At 42.8% G+C, this 25,359-nt stretch carries 21 protein-coding genes and 1 riboswitch; of the genes, 10 read left to right on the forward strand and 11 right to left on the reverse strand.

Annotated elements, in window-relative coordinates:
• Positions 1-44 precede the first annotated feature (44 nt).
• The 3 genes from lepA to R8806_RS15405 all read right to left on the reverse strand — a co-directional run bounded on the left by lepA (position 45) and on the right by R8806_RS15405 (position 4,411).
• Positions 45-1,832 (reverse strand): translation elongation factor 4, encoded by a 1,788-nt coding sequence (lepA, locus tag R8806_RS15395; RefSeq protein WP_124315821.1) that lies wholly within the window; start codon positions 1,830-1,832, stop codon positions 45-47.
• A gap of 155 nt (positions 1,833-1,987) precedes the next feature.
• Positions 1,988-3,049 (reverse strand): phosphate ABC transporter substrate-binding protein PstS, encoded by a 1,062-nt coding sequence (gene pstS / locus R8806_RS15400; protein WP_164719553.1) that lies wholly within the window; start codon positions 3,047-3,049, stop codon positions 1,988-1,990.
• A 168-nt stretch (positions 3,050-3,217) separates the two neighbouring features.
• On the reverse strand, positions 3,218-4,411 hold the full coding sequence (locus tag R8806_RS15405) for a uracil-xanthine permease family protein (RefSeq protein ID WP_124315822.1): 1,194 nt from the start codon (positions 4,409-4,411) through the stop codon (positions 3,218-3,220).
• Between the two features lie 112 nt (positions 4,412-4,523).
• Between R8806_RS15405 and R8806_RS15410 the strand changes: the two genes are divergently transcribed.
• From R8806_RS15410 to R8806_RS15430, 5 genes are all read left to right on the forward strand, one after another.
• Entirely contained in the window at positions 4,524-5,402 is an 879-nt protein-coding gene (locus R8806_RS15410) for a YicC/YloC family endoribonuclease (protein ID WP_124315823.1), read from the forward strand.
• Positions 5,403-5,449: 47 nt separating this feature from the next.
• Positions 5,450-5,794 (forward strand): four helix bundle protein, encoded by a 345-nt coding sequence (locus R8806_RS15415; RefSeq protein WP_118304547.1) that lies wholly within the window; start codon positions 5,450-5,452, stop codon positions 5,792-5,794.
• A 39-nt stretch (positions 5,795-5,833) separates the two neighbouring features.
• On the forward strand, positions 5,834-6,397 hold the full coding sequence (gmk, locus tag R8806_RS15420; RefSeq protein WP_124315824.1) for a guanylate kinase: 564 nt from the start codon (positions 5,834-5,836) through the stop codon (positions 6,395-6,397).
• A gap of 4 nt (positions 6,398-6,401) precedes the next feature.
• The gene (nadD, locus tag R8806_RS15425; protein ID WP_124315825.1) at positions 6,402-6,998 is read left to right on the forward strand and encodes a nicotinate (nicotinamide) nucleotide adenylyltransferase; all 597 of its coding nucleotides are present in this window, start codon (positions 6,402-6,404) and stop codon (positions 6,996-6,998) included.
• Between the two features lie 158 nt (positions 6,999-7,156).
• Positions 7,157-7,339: riboswitch (cobalamin riboswitch) on the reverse strand.
• Positions 7,340-7,594: 255 nt separating this feature from the next.
• Entirely contained in the window at positions 7,595-8,506 is a 912-nt protein-coding gene (locus R8806_RS15430) for a YitT family protein (RefSeq protein ID WP_124316263.1), read from the forward strand.
• A gap of 66 nt (positions 8,507-8,572) precedes the next feature.
• Here R8806_RS15430 and R8806_RS15435 read toward each other — a convergent pair whose 3' ends face one another.
• The 5 genes from R8806_RS15435 to R8806_RS15455 all read right to left on the reverse strand — a co-directional run bounded on the left by R8806_RS15435 (position 8,573) and on the right by R8806_RS15455 (position 15,233).
• Complete coding sequence (locus R8806_RS15435; protein WP_124316264.1) at positions 8,573-8,869, reverse strand: PG0541 family transporter-associated protein; 297 nt, start codon at positions 8,867-8,869, stop codon at positions 8,573-8,575.
• 68 nt (positions 8,870-8,937) lie between these two features.
• The gene (locus R8806_RS15440) at positions 8,938-12,093 is read right to left on the reverse strand and encodes an efflux RND transporter permease subunit (protein ID WP_124316265.1); all 3,156 of its coding nucleotides are present in this window, start codon (positions 12,091-12,093) and stop codon (positions 8,938-8,940) included.
• Positions 12,094-12,150: 57 nt separating this feature from the next.
• Complete coding sequence (locus R8806_RS15445; protein ID WP_151411883.1) at positions 12,151-13,188, reverse strand: efflux RND transporter periplasmic adaptor subunit; 1,038 nt, start codon at positions 13,186-13,188, stop codon at positions 12,151-12,153.
• Between the two features lie 35 nt (positions 13,189-13,223).
• Positions 13,224-14,510 carry a TolC family protein gene (locus R8806_RS15450; protein ID WP_229782944.1) on the reverse strand — a complete coding sequence of 429 codons (1,287 nt, stop codon included), beginning with the start codon at positions 14,508-14,510 and terminating at the stop codon, positions 13,224-13,226.
• A gap of 87 nt (positions 14,511-14,597) precedes the next feature.
• A complete protein-coding gene (locus R8806_RS15455) occupies positions 14,598-15,233 on the reverse strand; it encodes a TetR/AcrR family transcriptional regulator (protein WP_164719584.1) in 636 nt (211 codons plus the stop codon).
• A 213-nt stretch (positions 15,234-15,446) separates the two neighbouring features.
• Here R8806_RS15455 and dnaG point away from each other — a divergent pair, with 213 nt between their 5' ends.
• Complete coding sequence (dnaG, locus tag R8806_RS15460; protein ID WP_124316267.1) at positions 15,447-17,372, forward strand: DNA primase; 1,926 nt, start codon at positions 15,447-15,449, stop codon at positions 17,370-17,372.
• A gap of 54 nt (positions 17,373-17,426) precedes the next feature.
• Here dnaG and R8806_RS15465 read toward each other — a convergent pair whose 3' ends face one another.
• From R8806_RS15465 to R8806_RS15475, 3 genes are all read right to left on the reverse strand, one after another.
• Positions 17,427-18,428 carry a hypothetical protein gene (locus R8806_RS15465; protein WP_124316268.1) on the reverse strand — a complete coding sequence of 334 codons (1,002 nt, stop codon included), beginning with the start codon at positions 18,426-18,428 and terminating at the stop codon, positions 17,427-17,429.
• Between the two features lie 182 nt (positions 18,429-18,610).
• Complete coding sequence (locus R8806_RS15470) at positions 18,611-19,351, reverse strand: response regulator transcription factor (RefSeq protein ID WP_124316269.1); 741 nt, start codon at positions 19,349-19,351, stop codon at positions 18,611-18,613.
• Between the two features lie 9 nt (positions 19,352-19,360).
• Entirely contained in the window at positions 19,361-20,689 is a 1,329-nt protein-coding gene (locus tag R8806_RS15475; RefSeq protein WP_124316270.1) for a sensor histidine kinase, read from the reverse strand.
• A gap of 111 nt (positions 20,690-20,800) precedes the next feature.
• On the opposite strand from R8806_RS15475, the gene R8806_RS15480 reads away from it, so the two are divergent.
• Genes R8806_RS15480 through R8806_RS15495 form a run of 4 tightly spaced genes read left to right on the forward strand, consistent with a single transcriptional unit; the run spans position 20,801 to position 25,334 of the window.
• Complete coding sequence (locus tag R8806_RS15480; RefSeq protein WP_124316271.1) at positions 20,801-21,037, forward strand: hypothetical protein; 237 nt, start codon at positions 20,801-20,803, stop codon at positions 21,035-21,037.
• A complete protein-coding gene (locus R8806_RS15485) occupies positions 21,034-22,077 on the forward strand; it encodes a BF3164 family lipoprotein (protein ID WP_124316272.1) in 1,044 nt (347 codons plus the stop codon). Before R8806_RS15480 ends, R8806_RS15485 begins: the two co-directional genes overlap by 4 nt.
• A gap of 21 nt (positions 22,078-22,098) precedes the next feature.
• Positions 22,099-23,844, forward strand: a complete 1,746-nt coding sequence (locus R8806_RS15490; RefSeq protein WP_124316273.1) for an O-antigen ligase family protein — start codon at positions 22,099-22,101, stop codon at positions 23,842-23,844.
• Positions 23,841-25,334, forward strand: a complete 1,494-nt coding sequence (locus R8806_RS15495) for a hypothetical protein (RefSeq protein WP_124316274.1) — start codon at positions 23,841-23,843, stop codon at positions 25,332-25,334. The genes R8806_RS15490 and R8806_RS15495 overlap by 4 nt, the downstream gene beginning before the upstream one ends.
• Positions 25,335-25,359 lie beyond the last annotated feature (25 nt).

Raw genomic sequence — 25,359 nt, forward strand, 5'->3', positions numbered from 1 at the left:
GACGCTTACTTTATAAACTTTACAGACCTTACAAACTTTATGAACTAATCCAATTTCAGCACGGCAAGGAATGCTTTTTGCGGGACCTCAACATTACCGATTTGTTTCATTCGTTTCTTTCCTTTTTTCTGTTTTTCCAGTAGTTTACGTTTACGGGAAATATCACCACCGTAACATTTTGCGGTTACATCCTTGCGAACGGCTTTGATGGTTTCGCGGGAAATAATCTTCGCGCCGATGGCAGCTTGGATTGCAATGTCGAATTGCTGACGGGGAATCAGTTCTTTTAATTTCTCGCAAATGCGTTTCCCGAAAGAATAAGCGTTATCAAAGTGGATTAAAGCAGAGAGGGCATCCACGGATTCGCCATTCAGCAGTATATCCAATTTCACAAGGTTAGCCCGACGATAACCGATCTGGAAATAGTCAAAAGAGGCGTAACCTTTCGTGATACTTTTCAATTTGTCGTAGAAGTCAAACACGATTTCGGCCAGTGGCATCTCGTAGTTCAACTCGATCCGGTTTCCTGTCAGGTAGTGTTGCTTTATCAGTACGCCTCGCTTGCCGAGACAGAGGGTCATGATCTGACCGATGTAGTCGGTAGGCGTGATGATCTGTGCTTTTATGTAAGGTTCCTCGATATAGTCCAGTACCGTGGGGGAGGGCATATCGGAGGGGTTGTGCATTTCGAAGACTTCGCCTTTCGTGGTGTGGGCGATATACATAACGTTGGGAACGGTGGTGATCACGTTCATGTCGAATTCCCGGTCCAGACGTTCCTGCACGATTTCCATGTGTAGCATTCCGAGGAACCCGCAGCGGAATCCAAATCCAAGGGCGGCTGAAGATTCCGGTTCGAAGGTTAGGGATGCATCGTTTAGCTGTAATTTCTCGATGGAGGTGCGCAGGTCCTCGTAATCCTCCGAATCAATTGGGTAGATTCCAGCAAAGACCATGGGTTTTACTTCTTCGAATCCCTCGATGGCAGTGGTGCATGGACGTTCCACGTGCGTGATCGTATCCCCGACTTTTACCTCGGATGAAGTTTTAATACCGGAAATAATGTATCCCACGTCTCCCGTTTTCAGTTCGTTGCGGGGTTCTTGTTCTAGGCGTAATACTCCAATTTCATCTGCATCGTATTCCTTGCCCGTACTCACGAATTTCACGATGTCACCTTTTTTCAGACTACCGTTCATGATACGGCAATAGGTGATGATTCCGCGGAAAGAGTTAAATTCCGAGTCGAACACCAAGGCCTGAAGTGGCGCGTTGGGATCGCCCGTGGGTGCGGGAATTCGTTCTACAACGGCTTCCAGTATTTTATCCACGCCCAGTCCGGTTTTTCCACTGGCTTCAATAATATCATCCCGGTCACATCCGATCAGTTCTTCAATCTGGTCCTTCACTTCCTCGGGCATGGCATTGGGCATATCCATCTTGTTCAAAACGGGAATGATTTCCAAGTTATTGTCAATGGCAAGATAAAGGTTCGAGATGGTTTGTGCCTGAATACCTTGCGTGGCATCGACAATCAGTAGCGCACCCTCGCAGGCAGCAATGGAACGCGATACCTCGTACGAGAAGTCCACGTGTCCCGGGGTGTCTATCAAGTTTAGAACATATTTCTCTCCCTTGTAATGATAATCCATCTGTATGGCGTGGCTCTTGATGGTGATGCCTCGCTCTCGTTCCAGATCCATATCGTCAAGCACTTGTGCTTGTAAATCTTTCCCTACTACAGTTCCGGTCGTTTCCAGTAAACGGTCGGCAAGTGTACTCTTACCGTGGTCAATATGTGCGATTATACAGAAATTCCTAATGTTCTTCATCTACGAAATTTTAGATTTAGGCTGCAAAGATAATGATTTTCCGGAATTATTCATTTAGTAACCACTTCCATAGGGGAATAATAGGGTAAAAAATAACACCTCTCGTGCGAAAGGCGTTATTTTGTTTTATGGATAAAATTGGAGTGTATACTTGATTATTTCAACACGGGTTGCCCGTTGTAAGTGACTGATTTTAGTAACGCTTTTGCATTCTTTACAGCCTTTCCCGGGAGCGGGGAGTAGTTTACTTTCGTGGTTAAGGCTTGGGCCTCTGCGTCCAGCATCCAGTTCAATAGTTTCAATGTCTCTTCGGCTTGAGCTTGATTTCTATCGGCATAGGCTTGCTCTTTGTACAAGATGATCCATGTGAAACAACTGATCGGGTATGCATCCGGGGCGGCCGAGTTGGTGATCATTGTACGGGTATCGGCGGGCATATCTCCTTTCGCTGCGGCTGAGATGCTTTCCGTGTTTGGGGTAATAAAGTTACCGGCCGCATTTCTCATCTGGGCGAATTGGATTTTCATGGCAAAAGCATATTCAGAACCCACGTAACCGATGGAACCTTCCGTTTGACTGATGACTCCGGCAACGCCCGGGTTACCTTTAGCAGCCATACCTACCGGCCATTTTAATGATTTTCCGGTTCCGATCTTCTCGGCCCATTCCGGGCTTACTTTGGTCATGTAGTCACTGAACACGAAAGTGGTTCCGCTACCATCTGAACGATAGACAGGACTCATGGCTTTGTCGGGTAAGTTCACGCCGGGATTGATGGCTGCAATACGGCTGTCGTTCCATTTAGTAATTTTGCCCAAGTAAATATCGGCAATAATGTCCCCGGTTAGTTTCAAGTTGTCTACTCCCGGAAGGTTGTACGCCAGTACCACGGCTCCCATGCACGTCGGGATGTGAACTACGGCCGCGGGCATTTCGCCCATTTCTTTGTCGGACAGATAGGCGTCGGAGCCTCCGAAATCCACGATTTTGTCTTTTAGACTACGAATACCGCCACCACTACCGATGCCCCCGTAGGTAATGGAATTACCTGTTTTATCTTGATAGGTTTTGAAGGCAAGGTTATAGAAGGGAAGAGGGAAGGTTGCCCCTGCTCCGGAGATAGATACTTTTTTAGCGGGACCGTTCACGTCATTTGTCGCGTTGCTGCTAAAAATAACAGCTAATATAAGAACTGTGGTTAAAAGTAAGTTTTTCATTTTCTATTCATTTAAATAAATTGTTTTCTTTCTTTTTTGCGATTGCAAGTTCCGCTGATTATGTGAATCTAATGTTTCAAAACGGTTATTTTTTTGTTACACGGTAGGGCATAAAGGGGTGGTGGATATGTTGATCCACAAGAGATGAGTGACGTTTGGAAGCCTGTATTATGCTTTGGATTCTTTTGTCGGTAATATCAAGTTTAAGATGACACCCAATAAGGCGGCAAGGCCTATGCCGGACATAGAGAAATTACCCCATTCGAAGGCCGCCCCTCCAATACCGAAAGTTAGGATGAGAGAGACGATAATCATGTTGCGGGTGTTGGAAAGGTCAACCTTGTTCTGTATTAGGTTGCTCATTCCCAAAGAGGCAATTGTTCCGAACAAGAGTAGCATGATTCCACCCAAAACAGAGGCTGGAATGGATTTTAACAAAGCACTGATTTTACCGAAAACAGAGAAGACGATCCCCGTCACGGCAGCAATTCGAATCACGGCAGGGCTTGTCACCTTTGTTAAAGACACGGCCCCAGTAACTTCGGAATACGTGGTTACGGGAGGGCCGCCGATTAACCCGGCGAAAACACAGGCAAGACCATCACCCAGTAGTGTACGGTGTAATCCGGGGTTTTTCACGAAATCTTTACCGGCAACACTGTTCACCGCATAGACATCCCCGATGTGTTCGATGACAGGAGCGATGGCCACGGGAACCATGTAGATAATGGCTTCCCAAGAGAAATCGGGAGTTACGAATTGGGGAAGGGCAAACCAAGCGGCTTCTTTGATCGGGGTGGTGTCCACGTTATAGAAGAAAAGTGCCACGAGATATCCAACAATGATTCCGCAGAATATAGGGATTAATTTTAACAGTCCCCGGCCTTTCAGAGAGACAACGACAGCCGTGATTAGGGAGATAAGGGCCAATACCCAGTTCTCGCTTGCCATTTTTACCCCGGAGCCAGCGAGGGAAAGCCCGATTAATATGATTACCGGACCAATCACGATCGGGGGAAATAGTTTCTTGATGAAGTCGGTTCCCCGTAATTTTACCAATAAACTCATAAGCCCGTAGACCGCACCCACGGCGACCATTCCGGAAAGGACTCCGGCCATACCGTACAATTCACTGGCTTTGATGATTGGGGCGATGAATGCGAAACTACTTCCCAGAAAGATGGGAACGATGCCTTTCGTGACAAGATGGAAAATTAAGGTTCCGATTCCTGCGGTAAGAAGTGCTGTTGACGGGTCCAATCCTACAAGTAGGGGAACGAGTACAGTCGAACCGAAGGCGACGAAAAGAAATTGTACCCCGATAACTCCTTTTTGGAAGGCAGAAAGATGATTCGCATCCATGATTATGTATATTCTGATGATTTGACAAACTGAACAAAGGTAGTTATTTGGCGGGGATTTTCAAAAAAAGCCTTACTTTTGTGGTTAAATGTTTGTATTTAAAACAAGAGCTATGATAAAATCAATGACCGGTTTCGGTAAAGCAACAGTGGACTGCGGGACAAAGAAAGTGATCGTGGAGGTAAAAAGTCTGAATTCAAAACAATTGGATATTAATTTGAGGACTCCGAGTATTTACAAAGAGAAGGATATCGAGATCCGGAATATGATAAAGAACGTTCTGGAACGCGGGAAGGTGGACGTGTATATCTATTTTGATAATGCGGAGGACGAGAAAGATGTTGCCGTGAACCAATCGGTGGTAAGACAGTATTATAATCAGATGCTGGAAGTGGCGGGTTCATTAGGAGTGGAAATCAACAAGAGCGAGTTGCTGCAAACCATCATGCGTTTCCCCGACACGATGCAAGCTAAAATGGAAGAGTTGGATGAAGAAGGCTGGAATTGTTTGAGAAGTGCCATCGAGAAAGCGTTGTCGGATGTCGATGATTTCCGTATTCAAGAGGGTAAAGTTTTGATTGCAGATATTTTGAAACGGATCGAGTTGATCAAAAGCTTGTCAGGAGAAGTACCCCAGTTCGAGAAACAACGAGTGGTTACCATCAAGCAACGCTTGCAAGACAAGATGAAGGAGTGGGGAGAGATCAAAAATATTGATGAGAATAGGTTAGAGCAGGAAATTATCTATTATTTGGAGAAGTTAGATATCACGGAAGAGAAAGTCCGTTTGGCAAATCATTGTAAATATTTTGTCGAGACCGTGGAGAAAGAAGAAGCTCCGGGACGTAAACTCGGATTTATCGCCCAAGAGATCGGTCGCGAAATCAATACTATGGGTTCCAAAGCCAACGACCACGACATCCAGAAACTGGTTGTCCGCATGAAAGATGAACTGGAAAAAATAAAGGAACAGAGTCTCAATGTGCTATGATTAGGTTCGTAAAGTTCATAAAGTTTATAAGGTTCATAAAGTAAGTAATGAGAGTAGAGCGATTTGAAGATATTCTTGCTTGGCAAAGAGCTCGAGATTTGGCAAGAAGAATTTATAATCAATTTGGTTGTAGTAAAGATTATGGATTCAAAGATCAAATACAACGAGCTGCAGTATCTGTGATGAATAATATTGCAGAGGGATTTGAGCGTAAGTCCAATCTTGAATTCAAACAATTTCTTTATATTTCGAAAGGATCGTGTGGTGAAGTTCGCTCAATGCTTTATTTAGCTAAGGATGTATTGATATTAGATGAAAAGAATTTTTCCGAACTTTTGCTAGAAACAGAAATCATATCTAAAATGTTATCGAACTTTATCAAAAAGCTTTGACTTTATGAACTTTATAAACCTTATAAACTTTATAAACGGATGAAAAAGAAGGTAATCATATTTTCAGCCCCCAGCGGATCGGGGAAAAGTACGATCGTGAATTACTTGTTGGCAAAGGATTTAGGATTGGAGTTTTCGGTATCGGCAACGTGCAGGGCGCCCCGGGGAGAGGAAAAACATGGGAAAGAGTATTATTTCTTTTCAACGGATGAGTTTAAAGAGAGAATTGAGGCGGGGGATTTCCTAGAGTGGGAAGAGGTTTATCCGGGGTGTTTCTACGGGACGTTGAAGAGTGAACTGGAGCGAATTTGGAAGGCTGGTCATGCCGTGGTGTTTGACGTGGATGTTGTTGGAGGGGTGAATATCAAGAAAATATTCGGGGATCAGGCGCTATCTGTCTTTATTAAAGCTCCTTCCGTGGAGGTCTTGCGGCAACGGTTGATCGGGCGGGGTACGGATTCGATGGAGAAGATAGAGCAACGTGTGGCTAAAGCGGAGTATGAGATGACATTTGCCGATAAATTTGACGTGGTTATCGTGAACGACAATTTGGACACAGCTTTAGCCGAAGCTGAAAAGACGGTAAGAGATTTTTTGAAATAATCGGATGGAGCAAGGTAAGGAAAAGAAAAGCGGACCTGTTATCGGGCTTTTTTTCGGATCGTTTAACCCGATTCATAACGGGCACGTGGGAATTGCTCGCTACCTGTTGGAAAAAAGGCTGTGTGCGGAAGTGTGGTTTGTGGTCAGTCCTTGTAATCCGTTTAAAGTAGATCGTTTCCTTTTGCCGGAGACCGAGCGTTTCGAGATCGTGAAGGTTGCCATCAAGGGAATTCCCGGAATGAAAGCCTGTGATATCGAATTTTCAATGCCTAAACCTTCCTACACGGTGGATACCTTGCGGGTTTTGTTTGATCGATACCCCGGTCAACAATTTGCTTTGATCATCGGGGGGGATAACGTACCGGATTTCCCGAAATGGAAGGATCATCGTTGGATCGAGGGACATTGTGATATTTTTGTTTATCCCCGTTTAGGCATTATCACTTCTATTGAAGGATTTACGAACATGACGTTCGTTGATGCCCCTTTGTTTCCATTGTCAGCTACCGAGATCCGGGAAATGATCCGAAAAGGAGATGATATTTCAAGCTTAGTTCCAAGCGAGGCGTTATCATTGATTTGGAAATTGTATTCAAAATAAGTGAGTTAGTTACGCGATGTAAAACAAAATTGGCAGAGATATTCTACATCTCATAACAACCCACTTATTTCACAGAACAATGCTTGTTGGAAAATTTGGTAGAAGAAGATCATGTTACCATGATAAACATCTTGCCAGCTTCACTTCCCGAAAGCTACATAAACAGTTACGTGTTGGCAGGTTTTCTGACTTGTTTCCTTTTCGTCGCCTTCCCATCCATGTACAGACAGTGGCAGTAGAGACTAAAGTTTTGAAACTTACAGCTGCGGGTACAGTTCCCGATTCTCACGGGATTCCCTCGTAATGTCACGAAGAACATTACCTTTCCAATACGTCTACAAACATAAGGAAAATAATTGAAAATTGGAAATGGAGAATCGAAAATTATTCTTTTTCATGGGGTTCGTGTTTTTTCGAATAATTATGAGGTGAGTTGTATAATTATGCATGAAAAATAAAATGTAATATGCAGATTATAAATGCATTATGATTAAATTTGAGAAGTCGAAAACGTTGTAAAAAGTCAAAAACAAGTTGTACTTTTGTGCGGCTAAAAATAAGCGAAATTAATTGTTAAAATAAAAATAAGTTGTAGTATGGGATTTGTAACTAAGGAGAAATTATTCTCTAAGGATTTCTTTATCACCTACGGATGGTTGTTGGGTGGTTGTTTCATGTTCGCGTTAGGTGCGGTATTGTTTGCGGAGCCTTATGGTTTTGCTCCCGGGGGAACATACGGTCTGTCCATGGTCTTTCATCACTTGTGGGGCTGGGAAACTGAGATCGCTGCCCTTTGTATGGATGTGCCTTTGTTGTTGTTGGGAATTTATTTCCTAGGAGGAATGTTTGGTGTGAAAACCATCATCTGTACGTTTGCTATTCCGGCATTTATGCGTTTGATTCACTATGTTTACGGTTATGATGCTTTGCTGGAACCGGGAATTACTGACCGGACGATGTTGAATGAACAATTACTGTCAGCTATTTTCGGCGGTATTGTTTATGGTATTGGTATCGGTATGATCTTCAAGGCTCGGGCTACTTCCGGGGGATCGGATATTATTTCCATGATTTTGAACAAGTATACCCATATTTCTTTGGGTACGTTGGTTATTATCGTGGATTGTACGATTACTTTGTCAACCGTGGTGGCTTTCGGAGACTGGCGTTTGCCCATGTATTCTTGGATTATCGTGTTCATCGAAGGTAAGGTGATTGACTTGATCGTGGAAGGTGCTTCTGTCCACAAGACATTGATGATCGTCACGAAAGAGATGGAAACGGTGAAAAATATCATCTTGAATGATATTAATCGTGGAGCTACGATTTTACCGGCTGTCGGTGCTTATAAGGGTGAATCTCGCGAGATTATTTACACGATTTTAACTCGTCGTGAGATGATGATCTTACGTCACAGAATTCGTGAGATTGATCCGGAGGCTTTTATAAATGTGATCGACTCCAGAGAGATATTAGGAAAAGGATTCAAGTCGTTAGATGAAGAATAAAAAAAGAGGCATTAGCCTCTTTGCGTGAAGTACATATACAAAAAAAAGAGCCGAAAGGCTCTTTTTTTAATACATATCGGTAATATCCCAGACAAATGCCCGGATACCGTTTTCTTTATTCACCTCATCGAGGTTCTTGACGTATTTCAAGATCAGAGGAACCATTTCTTCCTCCACGATAGTCAAGGTGGCAGAGTTCATCTCCGGCCATGTGTGAGTTCCCATTCTAGGTTCTCCATCCACAGTTCCTGCCCCGTTTACCAAAGGCCATTGCGTGAATCCCCGAATTTGTAATTGATCAAGGATAAAAGCAACCCGTTCGGTCAAAGCTTGGTTATATGATATAAATACTGCTTTCTTCATAATTATAGGACTTTAGATGTTAGATTTACGATGTTACATTCTACATCGTAAATCTAACTTAGTGTTACTTATTTCTTTTTCGGAAGATCTCTTTCCGGATCAAAGTCAGCCATGAACTTGAATTGTTTGCTGAGAATCTTCTTCTTGTCACGGCTACCACTCTTGTCCATTGCGGCGTAAACGGCCGGAACGATAATCATCGTGATAATCGTGGAGAATACCATACCACCGATTACGGCGATACCCATCGGTCTCCAAGTTTCAGAACCTTCGCCAACGCTGATTGCCATCGGCACCATACCTAAGATTGTGGTTAATGACGTCATCAATACCGGGCGTAAACGAGAACGACAAGCCATAGCGATTGCATCGTACAAGCGGATTCCCCGTTCACGCATCAGGTTGATAAAGTCGATTAGCACGATACCGTTCTTCGTAACGATACCAACCAGCATGACAGCTCCTAAGGCGGCAACAATACTTAATGTCGTGTTCGTGAGCAATAATGCCAAAATTACACCGGTGAATGCGAACGGGATAGCCAACATGATGATAAACGGCATCTTGAATGACTCGAACTGTGCTGCCATCACGATGTATACCAGCATCAAGGACAGGAGTAGCAACATACTCAATGAGCCGAATGATTCCTGTTGATCTTCGAAGCTACCACCGATGTACATTGTTACGTCTTGTGGAATATCTTCCATGTTATCGATAAGAGCTTGAGCAGCACCTGCTATTTCTCCCAAAGCAACACCTGCAGCCGGAGTAATCGAAACTTTTAGGATACGTTGTTTACTCTTACGCTCGATATTTGGCGGAGAGAAATATTCTTTGATTTCTCCAAGTTCTTTCAGACGTACTTTTTGTCCTTTACCATCGGTAATCAGGATGTTTTCAACATCGGTAATAGACGAACGATATTTCTCATCCAGACGAACGATAATATCATATTCTTCACCATCTTCTTTAAATTTGCTATTACGGTACCCGTAAATGCGGTTACGTAAATAGCTTCCAACATCTGCTGTACTTAACCCATGACGGGCCAATTTATCTTGATCTAGAACAATTTGTAATTCGGACTTATCTTCATCCCGGCTGATTTTGATATCTTCAGCTCCTGGAATCTTTCGAGCTTGTTCCGCAATTGTGTGAGCTAAGTTTGTAGTCGTGTTGAAATCATGTCCCATAATTTCTACGTCGACACTATTACCTCCCATTGACCCCCCACTCGATGTGGTTACCGTGTATTGGAGAATATCAGGAAAACGTTTTAAAATTCCGCGGACTTGGTCAGCGATCTCGAAAACACTGCGGCTACGTTCTTTTAAGTCGAGAGTTCTTAGACGCATGTTTAAGATGTTATTACCAGTACTGTTCATCATAGAAGCAAAAGAGGCTTCCTCTTCACTACCGTATGACAAGTTGATCAACGTGATTTCCGGGATTTCTGCACGAATGATGGAATCGATGTCCAAAGCCACTTTTTTAGTTACCTCAACTCGCTGTCCGGACTGCATCTTGGCATACACGCTCATGTAGTTCTGGTCATTCTGAGGCATGAAGTCTGTTTTGATCAATTTTGCAAGGGTTAATGATGCAAAGAACAAAGCAAACATGGAAACAATCGTAACCGTTTTGTGACGAAGAACCCAGCGGATGAGCTTTTCGTAGGCAAAATCAAGTTTATCCAACATTTTGGATACAAAATGGTAGAAACTAAATTTACCCGTATCCGTGTTATCCTGAATTTTCATCAACTGAGATGAAAGCATCGGTGTTAACGAAATAGCGGTTACCGTTGAGGTACATACGGTGATACAAACGATCCAACCTAATTGCTTGAACAGGATACCGGTCATTCCGGTTACCAATGTCAACGGGAAGAACACGGCTACAGTTACAAGGGTAGTTACAATTACAGATAACCAAACCTCGTTCGTACCGTATTTGGCTGCTTCTCTCGGACGGCTACCTCGGTCGATGTGTTTTGTGATATTTTCAAGTACTACAATCGCATCGTCCACCACCATACCGATTGCAATGGAGAGGGAGGACAACGAAATCACGTTGAGCGATTCTCCCGTTGCGAACAGGTAGATAAAGGCTACGATCAAAGAGATCGGGATGGTCAAGGCAATAATGAATGTCGCTCTCCATCGTCCCAAGAATAAGAATACGACCAAGACCACGAAGATCAAAGCGTACATTAAAGATTCCTGCAGGTTATTGATGGATTTCACGATAAAATCGGAATTATCCGAGATGATCTGGAACTTGATATCTGAAGGCAATTCTTTCATTGCTTTCTCGATCTCTTTTTTGGCTTGATTAGCCACGGCTACGGCGTTGGCATCGGTTTGTTTGGTTACCATCAAAACGCCACCATTTCCTCTATTAATCGTTTGCTCCAATGTGATATCCTTCAAGGTATCACGGACGGTTGCAACATCATGTAAATAGATGGTTTTGTTGTTTTGGGTTCCTAATACAAGGTTCTTGATTTGATCACTTTCATCAAATTCACCTTCAACACGCAACGTGTAGTCCATATCTCCCATCTTCACGTTACCGGAAGAGATATCCCGATTTTCTGTTAGGATTTTATTCCCGATTTGTTCTAGAGTTAGGTTATAAGCATCTAGTTTATTGGGATCGAGGTCTACGTAGACAACGCGTACCGGAGAACCGGCAATGTTTACAGATGCAACACCGTCTACCCGGTTCAAGCGAGTAATTAATTTATCATCTAGAATCTTGTCAATACCAGGATAGGATTCTTCAGCTGTTACTGCATAAATAAGAATCGGCATCATGGAAGTATTAAAACGCATGATCGTCGGGCGATCAATGTCATCCGGAAGATTATTCATGGCTTTATCCACGGCATCCCGTACGTCATTGGATGCTTCATCCAAATTCACTTCCCATTCAAACTCTAGTGAAATTACCGCCAAGTTATCATAAGAGGTGGAGGTCATTTCTTTTAAGTCGTCCACCGAGTTTAACTGGTCTTCCAGAATCTTCGCTACGTTCTCTTCAATATCGGCAGCGTTGGCTCCTGGATAGGTCGCCATTACCGTGATGTAAGGTGGGTCCATTTTTGGATACTGGTCCACCGGCAATTGTATATAGGAGGCAACACCCAATACCATGATGGCGAGGAAAACCATTAAGGTTGAAATGGGTTTGTTGACCGCTGTATTATATATACTCATATTTTAAATTTTAAATTTTGAATTTTAGATTTCAGGCATCAATCCGTGAATAAGTGTTTATTTGGTAATTGAAAGTGGTGAGCCATCAACCAAACGTCCTTGTCCGACAACAATTAGTTCGTCGCCTTCGTGAACTTCATCACTGATTAATTCAACCTTGTCATCAAAACGTTTGCCGAGTTTCACCCCAACGCGTTTTGCCTTACCGTCTTTGTTCAAGAACACGTAACGATCGTTAGAACCTTGTAGTTTTAACACGGCGATAGCCGGGGCAACCACGGTCTCGGTGTTACCGATAAAGAAATTGATAGTGCCATACATTCCCGGCCTCAGAGCTTCATTTTTGTTTGGGATCTTGACCTCAACGGTGAAAGTTCTGGATGCCGGATCTATACTTGGATAAACGATACTTACTTTCCCTTCGAATACTTGGTCTGGGTAAATATTATTTTTTAATTCAACTTTGGTTCCGGGTTTCACGGTCAAGTAATATTGTTCTGATAAACTTACGTAAGCTTTTACCGGATCAATCTTTTCAATGGCGATAATAGAAGGTTTGGTTGCACCACCGAAAGAAGCTCCCGTGTAAAGCTCTTTGTCCTCGAAGTATTTTCCGGTAACGACTCCATCAAAAGGAGCGAGCATTTGAGTGTTTTCCTTCAAGAATTCCACGTTAGCTTTGGCCACTTCATATTGTGTTACGGCAGCATCGTAAGCTTGTTTGGAGATACTTCCGGTTTCATTTAATTGGATGGCACGGTTATATTCTGTTTCCAAGTTTTTTAATTGAACTTCAGCCTGTACCAGTTGGGTCTTGTCCATTTCAACGAGTACTTGTCCTTTTTTGATTTGATCTCCAACTTCCACGTATATTTTTTCAATCCTTCCGGTGGCTGCAGGGGCGTAAAAAACTTGTTTATCTGCTTCCAGATTTGCGGCGTAATCCAAGGTTCTGGCAATATCCGTTTTTTCTAACTTTTGTACTTTAACGGGGATTGCTTCCACGACATCACTGTCTGTCGTCTTATCTTTTTTGCCTGAGCAACCGGCAAGGATAGCTATCGCTATAATCGATAAAATGAGATTCTTTACCATTGTATTTCTTTTTTGTTTTTATTATTCAAGTTGTTTTATCGAGGAAGTTGATTATACAATTTTTCCAAGCTTACTTGTGCTTGTAATAATGTAAGAACTGCTTCCGTGTAATTTGTTTCTGCTTGCAGGTAGTTGTTGTTTGCTTGCGTTAAGTCCAGACTGGAAACGGCTCCGAGTTCGTACTTCCTTTGGTAACTTTTTAACACCCGCGTGGCTACATCGATGTTTTCTTTTTGCAGGCTGTAATTTTCCATGGCGTTTTTCAAGTTGAATTTCAATTGTTCGTCTTGTACGTTCAACTGGTCTTGCAACAAGCTCTTCTGCATATAAGATTGTTCCAACGTGATTTTGGCTTGTTTAACCTTGGAATCCCGTTGCAAACCGGAGAAGATCGGAATATTCATTGTGAGGCCGGCTGTGTGTTTCGGGCTCATATCCAATGCCGGTTTCAAAATCTTGTAGTTGAAGTTATAATTACCGGAGATTGTGGGAGCGTAACTCCATTTCTCCAATCCTAACATCTTTTTATTCAACTCGGTTTGAGTCGTGATCAACTGATAGCTTAAGTTGTTATTGATGTCGAATTTCTCGACATACAAGCGGGCGGATTTATCGTTTTCCAAGAATACATTCAACGCATCCGTGAGTTTGATTGGAGTACCTGTCTCCAGTCCTAGTTGAAGACGTAGTAAATTGTAATTCACGGCAACCGTTCTCTCCATGGACAATAAACTGTTTTTCAGTTGTCCCACGTTAATGCGGATTTGATCCACGTCCGTCACTTCAACCGTTCCGGCCTTGTACATGTTATCGGTATGCTTGTAAATTTCATTCATGTTCTCCAAGTTCTGACGCAGGATATCGAGCATTCTTTCGGATACTAGTACCGTGTAGTATGAATTATAGATATTCTCAATGATGTCCAGTTCCGTGGTTTCAACTTCCTGCTCGGTCAGGCGTACAGCGATTTTACTGGTTTGCATCCCTAGAATCCATTGGCCGCTGAATAATAATTGTTGTAAACCTACTGTTAGGTTAGACTGGTCTTTCATTTTTATTGCTTGACCGCCAAAATCCATCTTGTAGCCGAAATTGGTACTGTAAGTTACAGTACCATTGACTTGTGGTAACCCTTGTGATACGGATTCCCGTACCTTTTGGCGATACAAATCAATATTCATCTGCGAAGATTGCAGTTCCTTATTGTGCTTGATGGCAAACTCCACTGCTTGTTGCAGCGATATCGTTTGCGGCGCTTCCTGTGCGTGGAGCATCCATGGCACGAAAAACATTAGGAGGAAAAGAGTCATTCCTTGTTTCATAGATTATAGATTTAATTATTTATTTTTTCCGGGAAATTTTTCAAGTGTTTTTTCTCTCGTTACAAAACTCGTACCAAAAAAAATCAATCATCCGTCTTCTGGTCGTTTTGCCGTGTTCCTTAGGCGTTCAAATTCTTTTAGACCTTTTTCTGTGGATATAGCGTAAATAAAATTGATAAAGATCGTTGAAATAATTACTGAAATCGGGTATTCAAGCTTACTGGTGATTTCAGGATCTTTCAGGAAGTGCAATTGTTTGCCTAACAGGTACAATTGTAATTCTTTGTCAATATCCTTCCGAAAGAGTTCTTGTTTTATACCGTTATCCAGTAATGCCACGAGAAACTTCTTCGTTGACTCCTCTTCTTGCTTGGCTACTCTTTCGTACACGGCCGGGTGATATTTCCTTAAATCAAAATGATTGGCAGGTAAGCGGCTACCCAAATCACTCACCATGAAATCCCGAATTTCGCTCATGACCACGATCGGGTTTTTCTTGGCTAGTTGATTAACATCCGTGTTTTTTATTTTTTCATCTCTCCTGTACAACATCACTTGCTCCACCACGTCGTCTTTATTGGCGAATTGTTGGTAGAGTGTTTTCTTTGAAATTTTCAAGTGATTCGCTATATCATCCATGGAGGTACTTCTCAATCCGAATCTCAGGAAAAGATCCGAAATTGCGGCTATAAGCTCCCTTTTTTGTTTTACATTTTCATCCATAGCTGACATTTTAGTGTTTGTACTTGGAAACGAAACGTGTTTAAAACGTTTCCACGTGCAAAAGTATACAAATATTGTTCCACTAATACGACACGCGTGTTAAAGTATTGTTAAAACTCTTGTCGGGCGCAACTTTTCAATGATTTTAATCTTATTACATCATTTTCAATTTTCAATTCTCCATTTTCAATTCCATTATCCTATCTTTGTATCATGATTGATCAGGCTACCATACAGAAAATTTTTGATGCGGCGGATATATACGAGGTGGTTTCCGATTTCGTGAGTTTAAAAAAGCGAGGTGTGAACTATCTTGGGTTATGTCCGTTTCATAACGAGAAGACAGGTTCGTTCACCGTTTCCCCGGCAAAGGGCATATACAAATGTTTCGGTTGCGGAAAGGGGGGAAATGCCGTGAATTTTATCATGGAACACGAGCAGATGTCTTACGTGGAGGCATTGAAATATCTGGCCGAGAAATATCATATCCCGGTTGAGGAAAAGGAATTAACAGAGGAACAGAAAAAGGAGAAAACGGAGCGGGAGAGTATGTTGATAGTCTCTTCCTATGCGAACGAGTATTTCCAGTATCAGCTGTGGAACACGGACGAGGGGCGTTCCGTGGGATTGGGTTACTTGCGTCAACGAGGTATCAGTGACGAGATGATTCGCAAATTCGGTTTGGGCTATAACCCGGAAGGTTGGGGGGCGTTCACGAAAACAGCTCAGGAAAAGGGCTACAAGAAAGAGTTTCTCGTGAAGACCGGATTGACCATCGAGAACGAGAAAGGACTTTTCGACCGATTCCGCGCCCGGGTGATGTTTCCCGTGCTTGATTTGGCAGGTAAGGTGATTGCTTTCGGGGGACGAACGATGACAGCCGATAAAAAGATTTCAAAATACCTGAATTCCCCGGAGTCTGAGATATATCACAAGAGTAAAACCCTTTACGGGATATTCTTTGCCAAGAAATCTATCGTGCAACAAGATCGCTGTATCTTGGTGGAAGGATATACGGACGTGATCTCTTTTCATGCGAAAGGAATTGAGAACGTGGTGGCTTCCTCGGGAACCTCTTTGACGATCGAACAGATCCGGTTGATTCGTCGACTAACCCCGAACGTGACAATTATTTATGACGGGGATGCTGCCGGGATCAAGGCCTCTTTGCGGGGAATCGATCTCGTGCTGGAAGAGGGATTGAACGTGAGGGTGCTTTTACTGCCGGACGGGGAGGACCCAGATTCTTTTGCCCGGAGTCACACGCCGCAAGATTTGGCGGATTTTATCGCGAATAACGAGACGGATTTTATAAATTTCAAGACTAAATTATTGCTGGGTACCGCGGGGGATGATCCGGTTGAACGGGCTCGCCTAATCACGGACATCGTGCGAAGTATTGCCAAGATTCCGGATAACATCGTGCGTTCCGTTTACGTGCGGGAAACTGCCCACCAGCTGGACGTTGAGGAACGGGTTTTATATACCGAAATTGCCAAGGTCCGGTTGAAAAATGAGGAGCAGCCGTCTAGGACTCCTGTCACGACACCGGAGTTGCAAGTGACAACCCCGGTAAGAGGCGCTACTCCATGTGACATCGAGGAGAGCGTGCTGATTCGTTACCTGCTTTTATTCGGGGATAGCGAGTTGTACGAGGAGGAACGTAACGGGTATATGCGAAGTGTGAGCGTCGGGGAATTCATCATCCGGGAGCTTAGTGAGGATGATTTGGAATTGTTGAACCCTGTGTTCCGCACGATGCAACAGGAGTACCAGCGTCAGTACGAGTCGCCGTCGTTTATCCCGGCCCGTTATTTTATCTCTTACCCGGATATAAAAGTCAGTACCATGGCTGCCAATATCCTGAGCGAACCTTACGAGTTAAGCAAGATTTGGTACAAGATGGATAGTTTTGTCGAGACGGAACAAATGAAACTTGGAGAACTTCTACCTAAAATACTAGATAACTACAAAATGCGAAGAGTGGAGATGCTCTCTCGGGATATAGATAATCGCATCCTTGAATCACAGAATAGTAAAGATCCTTCGCAAATCGTGGAACTCCTCAAGCGCAAGAATGCCATCAATGTCATTCGTCGTAAACTAAACGAGAAATTGGGGCGTACAGGGATTCATTAGACAGAAATTTCCCCGGCTCTTTTGAAAACCGGGGAAAGAAATCTTTACAGGATACTAGATAAATGTATACAAATGGAAAAATAATTCTGTTCCATCTTGGAAAATACATTTACAAAGAGGGAAAGGGCTTTCTCCATTTCGTTTCAGTTCCACGAATTCCCATTCTCCGATTTTCTCATCTTTATCCGTGAAAACAATAACACTCTCTCGCATATTTTTTCTGAAAAGTTCTGTAACCAACTCGTCATAACGTCCTTCATTCGTGTAATATATTTCCTCAATTAACGCCTGTATGCTGTTATATTGTTCGAATGTAGAGCGAATCCGGATGTTATTGAAATCTGTCACTAAATCTAAGTTGCCATTTTCGATATTCATTGAAAGGCTGTAATAATCTCCTCCGTCCTTTTGTACAATGACCTCTTTGGGCATTCTTCTCATGATAAATCGGGAGACAATATCATCGTAATTTATTTCCATCTTGACCATTTGGCTGTAAGGAGGACATTTTACTATTTGTATGGCTTCGGAAGTTTCTTTGTTATATTGCTGTACTTTGTGTAATAGAATTTCTTCACCCTTGTAAACTTCCATTTTAAGGCAGACACCGGTACTATAATCAATCGTTGCAATGAAACGAAGATCATTTTTGGACTGATCTGTTTTGGAAGAGGGGAAGAGAACTTCCATGAATCCGGCTGCATTGATGGTCGTGTCGAAGTCCTGTTTGTCTTTGTTCCAAACTAATTTCATTCCGGTAAATGTGTTTTCTTTGCTTGAGTCTGAACTTCGGGAGTTTATAAAATCGGAAATATTGAAACTCAAGTTTATATCATAATACCTTATTAAATCGAATATCTCATTATTTTCATCCATCTCACTAAACTCCTTGACCAACGCTTCGCATGAACTGATATTGTCTTCGATTAAAGTTCTTAATTCGGAAGAGGGTAACTTCGTGTACGGTTTGTCATAATCGGTAATAATTTTGTCATCGTCATCGCTACACGCTACAAGAGTCGTAAGCAGACATAATACATACAAGATTTTTTTCATTTCTTTATTTTTATGGTGATAATCTCCGCAAAATTATAAAAAATGACATAGCTTACATAGGACGTTGAAATTATTCTTGCGGGAGTCTATTTATTCTTATTTCCTATTTTATAGAATTGGTTTTTCATACAATTATGTTTGTATGTCGGGTGAATCGTGTTGTATATTTGCTATATGGGCTGTTATGACCGGATGACAGGTGACGATAGGGCTGGGGCGGGGAAAGGGGTGGTGATTAGTATATATCCTTCCTCGTAATCATTTCCTATGTATTCGATCCGGATGGACGGATCCTTTTTTAATGGTTTCCTGATCCGGCACACGTATTCCTTCACCCTTTTTCTTTTACCGAAGGAGCCTCCTTCCCATGTTCCCTTCATGAGGTAGTCCATGTGGGAAATTTGATTGCTTTTGGCGCATAATAATTGTAAAAGACGTGCTTCACCGGAGCCTAGCAGGATGGTTTCTCCTTGGATGGTTAACGTGCGTGCGACAGCGTTGAACGTTGTGATGGGGGAGAGTTCGTACACGTGTGGGAGGTTTAAGTGGGCGATCATTTTCTGGCGCAAGATTTTCAAATGGGCGATTAAAACATCCGGAGTGCGGTCTTTGGGAATGAATTCATCAGCCCCGGCATCTAGTGCGGCGATTTCTCTTTCCGGTTCCCCGTGGGAGGTGTAGATGATGATGTGAGTGTGCGGGTCTTTCTGCCGGATCAACCGGGTGACTTCGATCCCGTCTTTCCGAGGAATGTTGAGATCGAGTAGTAGAATATCGGGCTTTTGACGATTGTAGGCATCCCATGCTTTTTTCCCGTCTGCGGCGATGTCCACGGTGAATTCGTGTTCTTCCAGGAGAATTTTGGTCAGTTCAGCATCGAGTTCATAGTCTTCGGCGTAAAGAATTCTCATCTTGTTTCCCATGATGTTGTTTTATTTTACAGGTAATGTTACGATAAAGGTTGATCCCGTTCCCGGTTTGCTTTCCGCGGTAATCGTTCCCCCGTGTGCCCGGACAATCATGCGTGCGAAGTACAGACCTTGCCCGTGGCCATTGATTTTCGTGTCGCCTTGATGATCTCCTCTGGAGTATCGTTCGAAGATGTGTTTCAAGGCTTCGGGCGAGATTCCCGTGCCGTTGTCTCTCACCTTGATGCGGATCGTGTTCCGGTCGGTTTCCTCACACGTGATCAGTATATGTACTTTTTCCCCGGTATATTTGAATGCATTGTCAATCAGGTTTATGAAAACCGGTTGTAGAAAATTAGGATCGCCTGCGATCACGTGCCGATTGGAAAGGTATTCGAGTCGAATGTCTGCCTGTTTTTCTTTCCCGATGTTCCATGAATCCGGGTTACTCAGTTCATCCAGCATTTTATACAGGTCGAAATCTTTGATCTTCAATCGTAAGCCGTGAGCATTCGTGGATTGGAGCAACATGCGATTGATGGATCGTAACATATCATTCAACCCGGTAGTGCTCTTTTCCAGTAAGATTTTTTGTTCGGGGGAAAGAGTTTTGTAAAGTACGCGATGAAGTTTGAGTTCGGTTTCGATAGGGCGTTTCAAGTCATGCACGATGTTGTGCACGAAAACCTCCCGGTATTTTCCGGTTCTTTTTTCCCAGCGGAGCGTGTGGAAAAGTGAAATGACACAAAAAATAAGTAATAGGGCGACGAAAAGAGTTAACAGGATTTGGTTGCCAGCCAAATTTAGGAATAGTTTGAAAGGGTAATTATAGGAGGCGTATAACGTGTCTTTAGTAAGAAAACCTAATGGCATCTTTAATTCGCACGAGCGAGGTGGGATCCAACTGGATGGATAGGAGGCTTTCATTTGGTTGATGCTATCCTTGATGGCAAAATTGATGGGCAGGTTCTCGATGGCGCTGGAATCTCGTTTTGCTTGCAGGTAGCTGTAAAAATGTTGTAAGGTCCAACGAGAAGGGTCTTGTATGTCGTAATCACTTTGTTCGATGATTTGATGTATTTTGTCTTCCGTTTTTAATTGAAAACGGGAAATCTGGTCGTTAATAATATAGGTTAATCGATTATTTTTTGGATTGAAACTGACAGTTTGTTTTGGATCTGCCATTTTCATGTTAAATTCATAAATTGCGTTAGTAATCCATTCATTTTGTTGGGCCATGTATATTGTCTTTTCATGCCGGTGCAATTGCATGATGTAAAATAATTGGCTAAACAGGATGATTAGCCCGGCAAGAATGGCAATAAACCAGTAATATTTTGAACTCCGACCCATTTTCAGTGTTTTTTTCCTCGTATCAAAGATATTGATTTTGCAACCCTTGTGCAACCGTTTTATTCGAAAAATAAGCTCTAAAGGCTTATTTTTACCCAAAAATTTATAGTTATGAAAAGGATGTGGTACGTGTTAATAATTTCAGTGTTTCTAGCAAGCATGATTTCGCTGAATGTGAATTTGAGTTTTCAAAAAAGTAGTGAGGGTGATTCAACGTTGGCCTTGGAAAATATCGAGGCTTTGGGCTCCCCAGAAGCAGGAGTAGGTTTCAAGCATTGCACTCAAGCAGGAGGATATTGTTTTGAGAATGGAATTAAAGTTCACGGTATATCAATGAAGGACGAATGAAACATCTGGTATTATATTGTTTGTTAGGGAGTCTTTCTCTGGGATGTGCGGATCATCGCATAGAGGAAGATAACTTGAATGCTGTTAAAGATGAACGGGTTATTACTACTCGTTTGGCTGATATATCCCAGTGGGGAATACAGAAAGTGAACGGGTTTGCGAAACAAGGAAGCCGGGTTGTCGTGGAAACTGGGGTGGAGTATGGAGGGATCAAGACAATTGATTTGAATCATCCGGGGGCGATGGATCCAATGGGGCGTGGTGAATCTTCGAATGATCGTTTCCGGAGTTTGAGTTCGTTCAACTCGTTCGACGGGGAGACCGTGACGGCCTTGGATTTCAGGAAGGGCGAGCTGGTCGTGAACGCGGTCTCGTTTCTTGCTCGTTCTGGAAACTCGGAGACCGTGATTAAACTCCCCTCGGGTGAACAACACTTGATCGCGGCACGGGTGGGAGATCGAGTGATTGCCACGGGGTTGTATGACGAGGGACGCTACCTGTTGTATTCCTTGCCGGATCAATCCGCCCGTTATTTTCTTTCTTACCCGGATCATCCCGGTTATCCCGGCTTGCGGGAAAAGACAAAAGCGATGCTTTACGCCAGTAACGTGTTGCGTGTTCGTCCGGATGGGGGAGCGTTTGTTTGTGCCGACATGTATAGCGGGGTGATCGATTTTTGCCGGGTGACGGCAGATTCTATCGAGCGGGTACGATTGGTCCGGTTGCATTACCCGGAAGTCGAGGTGTCGGAAACCCCTTCTCCACGAGTAGTTTATTGTCAGGGGAACCGTTTCGGTTTTCTGGATGTCGCAGTAACAGAAGATAAGGTGTATGCCCTTTATTCCGGGAAAACCTACAAGATGGACCGGGGCCGGGCTTTTGAATCTAATTGCCTGCTCGTGTACGACTGGGCGGGGAACCTGATACGGACGCTTTATTTTGGCGATGCTTTGACAGGGATTAGTTATGACCGGAAAGAGGGGGCATTGTATGGGATCACTCAAGGTTTGGAAATAGGGTTAATTAAGTTGAACTTGTAGTTTTTAGAAAAAGTCAGAGAGATGTTAATGCAGCTTTGTAAAAAATTAGAAGTAGGGATGTTGCTTTTAGCATTATTCTATCTTTTCTCTCCTTTGGTAAGCGTGAGTAAAACATGCTTTTTTCAAGGAGTGAAGGCTGGTGACATGATTTTTATACTTGTGTTTTGTTTGTTATTTGTTTGGTCATGGCGTTTTGCAAAAAAAGAATCTTTGGTTTTTAAATTGTCGGGAATAGATGTTTTGTTGCTAGTGTGTGGGTTATATATCATCGTGTTATACCTGTTTTCTTGGGAGCAACTGGATCGGGAAGTATTACTCATGCACGTGGCGTGTGGTTTGTTATATATTGCTGTCCGTATTTTGGGAATACAGCAAATGAGACTGGTATTCTGGATATTTCTTTTTTTACTTTTATGGCAGTTGTGGTATGGTATTGCTTGCCAGACTCAATATTTTTACCCGGGAAGGGGCATGCGTTTAGTTCATGGGAGTTTTTTGAATACAGGTATGTGGAGTTGTTTCGTCGCTTGCGTGGGTATAATTTTATGTGGGGAAATGACGCTAGTTTCTTCTCGTGTGGCAAAGATGTTTTGTGGTTTAGGGGTATTTCTAATCGTGTACTTGCTTTTCATGGGAAATTCACGAGCAGCATGGCTAGGGTTTGCTGTTGGAGGGGGGTATTTATTTTATAAAGAAACGGATTCGCTAAGAAGGTTGAAAAAATGGGGTATCTTGTTGCTATTTTCGGGAGTGTTGCTGGGGGCCGGGATGGGTACGTGGCATAAAGTAAATTCAGCCTTAGGACGTTTGTTAATTTGGAAGATTTCCGGTCAGATGTGTTACGAACACCCGTGGGGAACGGGGTTAAACGGGTTTCAACATAATTATATGGCATATCAGGAGAATTATTTCGTGGGAGGGGGAAACGAGGTCGAGCGAATGCTTGCGGATGAAACATTGTATGCTTTTAATGATTTTTTGCGAATAGGCGTGGAGCAGGGGATTTTTGGTTTGTTATTTATAGTGGTATTATTATATCTAGTTTTTAGAAGAAATAAGATGGGTGGTTGTTGTACCAAGGAGATTCATGTTATTCGGGGAGTATTGTTGGCATGGCTCGTGTTTTCACTTTTTTCATACCCTTCATCGCAATTGCAGACGAAAGCGATATGCATCGTGTTTATCGGGATGCTATCCTCGAGCCTGCCGGGGATGTTAGAGATTAACGGGAAATGGTTGGGGGTGTTGACCGGAATCGTGGGAATATTGTTTTGTTGCCAAGCGGTTTGGCCTTACCGAGAAGCGGTGAGAAACTGGGAAAACTGTTTGGCGAATAGACACGTGTTAGCCGAAGAGGTAGATGTTCGTTATCGTCCATTGATGAATTCATCTTTTTTTCTGGCAAATTGTTCCTTGTTGTTAAACCAGTCGGGAGAACACGTGAAGGCCTTGGAGGTAGCTGATCGTGGGGTATGCTTGTATCATTCTTACGGGTGTTGCGTGGAAAAGGGTATTGCCATGGAAAACTTGGGATGTTATGATGCTGCGGAAGTGGTATGGATACAAGCGGGTAACTTGATTCCTAATCGTTTCAGGCCGTTGTACTTGAGAATGGAGATGAAGTACAAATTGGGCGATATGAAACAAGTGGAGGATTTAATAGATAGTTTATCATGCAAGAAAATAAAAGTAAGATCTCCGGAGTTACTTTTCATGTTAGAGAGAGTTAAATTAATAGAACAGGAAATCAAAACAAAATGCCAATGAAAAAAAATTACGTGTTATTGTTATTTTTGTTTATTCTGGGAAGTGGCGTGTTCGTCAGTTGCTATGATGACGAACCGGACGTGTTGGCTGATCCCGATAATGCAGGAATAAACGAGATGTTAAATGGGATAACGGATCCGGAAGTTCGAAAGGCTATAGCTTGGTTTGAAGAGCATGGACAGGATGCTTCGCTTGCCCGGGCGGGAGAAACTCATCCGTTATTCAGCATGATGGTTCCCGCGTGGTCTTACGCTTTCGTGAGGAGTTCCAATGACGAGTATCGCACGGTAGAGGTTCCGATATGGGCTTATTCCCGTACTCTTTTCACCTTGCCCGAAAACGCGATAGCTTATGATGAAACGGGAAACTCGATGTACATTCAATCTTTAACCCGTCTTGTCATCTTGACGAACAAGAAGAAAGGGACAACCCAAGGTTTTTTCATGACGTTGATCCCTTCTAAAGAGTACATGGATGCAAAGAATTTCAACGTGTACCGTTCAACGTATCTTTCCCGGGAGAAAGATTTTGACGGTTATGTTTATTTCCACGAGCTGGACGGTTCGTTCGCTAACGGTTGGCGTTACTCTAACGGGAAAATCACGCACACGGTAAAGATGCTAGAAAATTCTGGTTTAGCCCGGGGAGGACATTACGAGAATGTTACTTATTGTTACCCGGTATACCGGAGGGTATGCACGGGTTACTGGCAGACAACCGAAAGCGGTGGTCGAGAATACGTGGAAGTGAATTGTTACGAGGAATATGTCAGGGATGAGTGTCACACGGAATCAGTTTGGGTTCAGGATCCGGATCCTCAGCCAGGAACGGGGGAAGGATCAGGAGGAGATTATAAGCCAGATAAAAATGAATGTCCTTATGGGACACCAAATTGCCCGGGAGGGAGTAATTGCACGTGTTGTTCGATTTGTAAAGGTCCTTGTAAATGTGAAATTTGTCATTCTGATCCATGTAAATGTATTCGAGATATAAAATTAACAATAAAAAGTTCTACTACGGGGGAACAAGCTGTTGTGAGAATTGGGACAACAACAGAACGATATTATGTCCCATTGTATAATGTCGTCCTAGAAGCTATAGATTCAACGGGGAAGTCTATAATTGAGAATTACGAGGCTATAAGATTTGGAGTAAAATATGAAAATGGAGTAGCGGTGGTTAAGGGATTACAGGATGAAGCAACTTATACGATTCGTGAATTTATTTTAGCATATTGTGGTGAAAGTCCTTCTGGTGATGCTTGGAGAATATATGGAGGGCATTTGTTGCATGCTGGGCCAAGAGATCCAAAATTAGGGTGTAACATGTATGGGTGTATAGGGATTTGTAATGGTAGAATGGGAGAATTAAATCGGAAATTATTACTATATTCGAATGCAAAAACGGAAGAAGCTTTGGTCCAATCGGAGAAATTTATTGTGTATGTTGAGGCTGCATCGAAACCTTCTTTAGTACCAATAAATAGTTAAAAAGATAACATTAAATATAAAAAGA

The organism is Butyricimonas faecihominis (assembly GCF_033096445.1).
GTDB classification, from domain to species: domain Bacteria; phylum Bacteroidota; class Bacteroidia; order Bacteroidales; family Marinifilaceae; genus Butyricimonas; species Butyricimonas faecihominis.